General features: G+C 67.0%; 3 protein-coding genes and 2 tRNA genes. 1 reads left to right on the top strand and 4 read right to left on the bottom strand.

The genetic code is table 11. The features are described from left to right. Positions 1–19: 19 nt before the first annotated feature. The 4 genes from ACFV4K_RS34650 to ACFV4K_RS34635 form a co-directional block, all read right to left on the bottom strand. A tRNA-Glu gene (locus ACFV4K_RS34650) sits at positions 20–92 on the bottom strand. Positions 93–160: 68 nt separating this feature from the next. Beyond that, positions 161–232: transfer RNA gene (locus tag ACFV4K_RS34645), tRNA-Gln, on the bottom strand. Positions 233–391: 159 nt separating this feature from the next. Beyond that, positions 392–1858, bottom strand: a complete 1467-nt coding sequence (gltX, locus tag ACFV4K_RS34640; RefSeq protein WP_379280536.1) for a glutamate--tRNA ligase — start codon at positions 1856–1858, stop codon at positions 392–394. A 13-nt stretch (positions 1859–1871) separates the two neighbouring features. After that, positions 1872–2645 (bottom strand): fumarylacetoacetate hydrolase family protein, encoded by a 774-nt coding sequence (locus ACFV4K_RS34635; protein WP_379280535.1) that lies wholly within the window; start codon positions 2643–2645, stop codon positions 1872–1874. Positions 2646–2971: 326 nt separating this feature from the next. Here ACFV4K_RS34635 and ACFV4K_RS34630 point away from each other — a divergent pair, with 326 nt between their 5' ends. Beyond that, positions 2972–4150, top strand: a complete 1179-nt coding sequence (locus tag ACFV4K_RS34630) for an MFS transporter (RefSeq protein WP_379280534.1) — start codon at positions 2972–2974, stop codon at positions 4148–4150. The last annotated feature ends 145 nt before the right edge of the window (positions 4151–4295 follow it).

Here is a 4295-nt window from a genome sequence, read left to right as displayed (position 1 = left end):
GCTGGGGGCCTTCACCTTGTAGTCCCGACGGGATTTGAACCCGCGCTACCGCCTTGAGAGGGCGGCGTCCTAGGCCGCTAGACGACGGGACCAGGATGAGATTCCGGCGGATTTGGCAATCCACCGGCCTTCTCGAACTCGAGAGCCGGAGCTCTCACAGCTGGGGTACCAGGACTCGAACCTAGAATGGCTGAACCAGAATCAGCTGTGTTGCCAATTACACCATACCCCATTGACCTGGGCTTTCAGGATCTCCCCGGAGGAAGTTCCTGGCTGCTCTGCGGCCGAGAAGAAGATTAGCAGCATCCCCCGGTAGATACACAAACCGGCTGGTCAGAGGCCGGTTTGTGTATCAATTTCGGCTTACCTCAGGCCCGGTCGGACACCGGCGTCAGCCGATCTCCGCGAGGGCCGCGCGCAACCGGTCCATGGTGACCTCTCGACCCAGCAGTTCCATCGACTCGTAGAGCGGCGGGCTGATGTGGGATCCGGTCACCGCGACGCGCACGGGGGTGAACGCCTTGCGCGGCTTGAGCTCGAGCTCCTCGATCAGCGCGGTATTCAGCGCGGTCTCCAACGGGGCCGTGGCCCATTCCGAGACGCCTTCGAGGGCTTTCACCGTCGCCTGCAGCACCGGAGCGGCATCGGCGCCGAGATTCTTTTCCTTCGCAGCCGGGTCGATCGCGAAGTCCGCGGGCGCGATGAACAGGAACTTCAGCAGATCCCAGGCATCCCCGAGCACCTTGATGCGCGTCTGAACGAGATCGGCCGCGGTTTCGAACAGCTTCTCGTCGATCTCGGCGCCGATATGTCCGCGTCCGGTGAGGTACTCCCGCAGCCGGTGAGCAAAATCACCGGGGGCGAGCATACGAATATGTTCGGCGTTGAGTGCGTCGGCCTTCTTCTGATCGAATCGGGCCGGATTCGAATTCACCTTCGAAATATCGAACGCCGCCACCATCTCCGCCATGGAGAAGAGGTCATGATCATCGGCGATGCTCCAGCCGAGCAGTGCCAGATAATTCAGCAAACCCTCGGGAATGAACCCGCGGTCGCGGTGATGGAACAGATTCGACTCGGGATCGCGCTTGGACAGCTTCTTGTTGCCCTGGCCCATCACGAAGGGCAGGTGCCCGAACTCGGGAGTGAACTCCGCGACGCCGATTCGCTTCAGGGAGTCGTAGAGCGCGAGCTGACGCGGAGTGGACGACAGCAGGTCCTCGCCGCGCAGCACGTGGGTGATCTTCATCATCGCGTCGTCGACCGGGTTGACCAGCGTATAGAGCGGATCGCCATTACCGCGGGTGAGCGCGAAGTCGGGGACCACGCCCGCGCGGAAGGTGGTCTCGCCACGCACCAGGTCGTTCCAGGTGAGGTCGCGGTCGGGCATGCGCAGGCGCACCACCGCGGGACGACCCTCGGCCTTGTACGCGGCGATCTGCTCGTCGGTCAGGTCGCGGTCGAAGTTGTCGTAGCCCAGCTTGGGGTCGCGGCCGGCGGCCTTGTGGCGGGCCTCGACTTCCTCTGGAGTGGAGAAGGATTCGTAGGCCTCCCCCGCCGCCAGCAGGCGCTGCACCACGTCGAGGTGGATCTCGCGCCGCTGCGACTGCCGGTAGGGCGCGTAGGGGCCGCCGACCTCGGGCCCCTCGTCCCAGGTCAGGCCGAGCCAGCGCAGGGCGTCGAGGATGGCGGCGTAGGACTCCTCGGAATCGCGTGAGGCGTCGGTGTCTTCGATGCGGAAGACGAAGGTGCCGCCGTGGTGGCGCGCGAAGGCCCAGTTGAACAGGGCGGTGCGGACCAGACCCACGTGCGGCGTGCCGGTGGGTGACGGGCAGAAACGAACCCGGACGTCAGACATGGCTCTCTTTCGTTCAGCGTTTGGCGGCAACGGGATTGGACAGGGTGCCGATACCGGACACGGTCACCGACACGGTCTGACCGTCCTGCAGCGGCCCGACGCCCTCGGGGGTGCCGGTGAGGATGACATCGCCCGGCAGCAAGGTCATTACGGTGGTGACCCACTCGATGAGCTTCGGAATATCGTGCAGCAGAAGTGAAGTGCGACTGCGCTGTTTGACCTGGCCGTCGACCTCGGTGACGATCTCCAGATCCGTAGGGTCCAGGGCGGTCTCGATCCACGGGCCGAGCGGGCAGAAGGTGTCGTAGCCCTTGGCGCGGGTCCACTGGCCGTCGTGTCGCTGCTGGTCACGGGCGGTGACGTCATTGGCGACGGTGTAGCCCAGGATGACCTCGTTGGCACGGGCGGCGGGCACGTCCTTGCAGGGGCGGCCGATCACGATCGCCAGCTCGCCCTCGTAGTCCACCTGAGAGGAGCTGGGCGGCAGGATGATCGGGGCGTTGGGGCTCTGGATCGAGGTGCTGGGCTTCATGAAGATGACCGGGTCGGCCGGGGCCGGGCCGCCCATCTCCTCGGCGTGCGCGGCGTAGTTCTTGCCGATGCAGATCACCTTGCTGGCCAGGATGGGGGCCAGCAGGCGCACATCGGCCAGCGGCCAGCTGCGACCGGTGAAGGTCGGGGTACCGAACGGGTGTTCGGCGATTTCTCGGGCGACGGCGGCGGAGCCGTCCCCTTCGATGCTGACGAAAGCGACTCCATCTGGGCTGGCAACTCGACCTAGGCGCATGGTTGGCATCCTATCGACCGGCTTCGACCTGCCCGAACGCGCCCGACCGCGGGGCGGGACCGGGCCGGGGCGCGATGGCGGCGGGGACGCCCGCGCGGACCCCGGGCCGGTGCGGCATACCGGCCCGCACCGCCCCGGACCAGATGTGGAATGCCCTTATACGCAAGCGATCTCGGACCGGTCCGCGGGACTCACAAGATCAACGACCGAATGTGAGCAAATAGACAGCTCGCCCCGGAAATCGTCTTGCGCCCCAGGTGTACCGTAAGACCGGATGTTCAAAATGTAGGACATTGATTCCACATACTGAGACGCGAGGTGAGGTCATGACCACCGTGACGGAGCTGGGCACGACACGACGGTGGACCATGCTGGGCCTCGGCGTCTTCGCCCAGACCGCCAGCGCCGTGATGGTGAACGGCGCCGCCTTCCTGCTGCCCGCGCTGACCCAGCGCGGAATGCCGCTGGCCACCGCCGGTCTGCTGGTGGCCATGCCCCTGGTCGGCCTGTGCTGCACGCTGATCGCGTGGGGGTGGGTGGTCGATCAGGTCGGCGAGCGCAAGGCGCTGGTGGCCGGTCCGGCGGTCATGTTCGCGGCCGGCCTGGCCGCCGCCACCGTCTCGAACTACGTTGCGCTGGGGGCCTTGCTGTTCCTGGCCGGAGCGGGCGCGGGCAGCACCAACGGCGCCAGCGGACGGGTCATCGTGGGCTGGTTCCCGACCGATCAGCGCGGGCTGGCCATGGGCATCCGGCAGACCGCGCAGCCGCTGGGCGTGGCGATCGGTGCGCTGGCGATGCCGGCCATCGCTGCGGCACACGGGTTCTCGATGGCGGTGCTGGTGCCCGCGGCGCTGGCGGGCGCGGCCGCGATCGGCTGCCTGGTCGGGATTGCGGATCCACCGCGACCCGAATCCGCCGGGGGCTCAGGGCGTCCCGCGAATCCGTACCGCGGGGACTCCACGCTGCTGCGCATCCACGTGGTGTCGGTGCTGCTGGTCATCCCCCAGGCCACCATCTGGACGTTCGGTCTGCTGTGGTTGCACCGCGATGTGGGCCTGTCGCTGCCCGCGGCGGGCGCGCTGGTGACGGTGACCCAGATCCTGGGCGCGGCCGGGCGGATCGGCGCGGGCGTGTGGTCGGACCGGGTGGGCAGCCGTCTGCGACCGCTGCGCACGGTGGCGGTGGCGGCGGTAATCTCCCTGTCCGCCTTGGCCGTAGCGGCCTGGGCGCAGCAGTGGTGGGCGGCGATCCCGATCCTGATCGCGGCCTCGGTCATCACCGTGGCCGACAATGGCCTGGCCTTCACGGCGGTGGCCGAGATCGCGGGGCCGTATTGGTCGGGTCGTGGGCTGGGTATCCAGAACACGGGCCAGAACCTGGCGGCGGCCGCGATCGCCCCGGCCTTCGGCGCACTGATCACGGCGGCCGGCTTTCCGGTCACCTACCTGCTGACGGCGCTGATCGCACTGGCGGCAGTCCCGTTGGTACCCAGGGGTTCCCGGTAGCGGCTGATTCGCGGCAAATCAGAAAGACCTGCGCCCGTTACGTTTTCGCATCCGAATGCATTTGTGCGATACGCCTCACTATCCGGACGAAACGCCCCACTGCCCCAGTTCATTTCACCGAATCCACTCCAGGATGGCACTCCGG

The sequence above is a fragment of the Nocardia sp. NPDC059764 genome (assembly GCF_042732555.1).
In the GTDB taxonomy this organism is placed as follows: domain Bacteria; phylum Actinomycetota; class Actinomycetes; order Mycobacteriales; family Mycobacteriaceae; genus Nocardia.
The sequence above is the reverse complement of the archived record's forward strand: the minus strand, read 5'-3'. Positions and strand labels throughout refer to the sequence as shown.

Bases quoted from the DNA above. Each gene is read 5' to 3' on its own strand.
- gltX (WP_379280536.1), bottom strand. From the start codon at position 1,858: ATGTCTGACGTCCGGGTTCGTTTCTGCCCGTCACCCACCGGCACGCCG.
- ACFV4K_RS34635 (WP_379280535.1), bottom strand. From the start codon at position 2,645: ATGCGCCTAGGTCGAGTTGCCAGCCCAGATGGAGTCGCTTTCGTCAGC.
- ACFV4K_RS34630 (WP_379280534.1), top strand. From the start codon at position 2,972: ATGACCACCGTGACGGAGCTGGGCACGACACGACGGTGGACCATGCTG.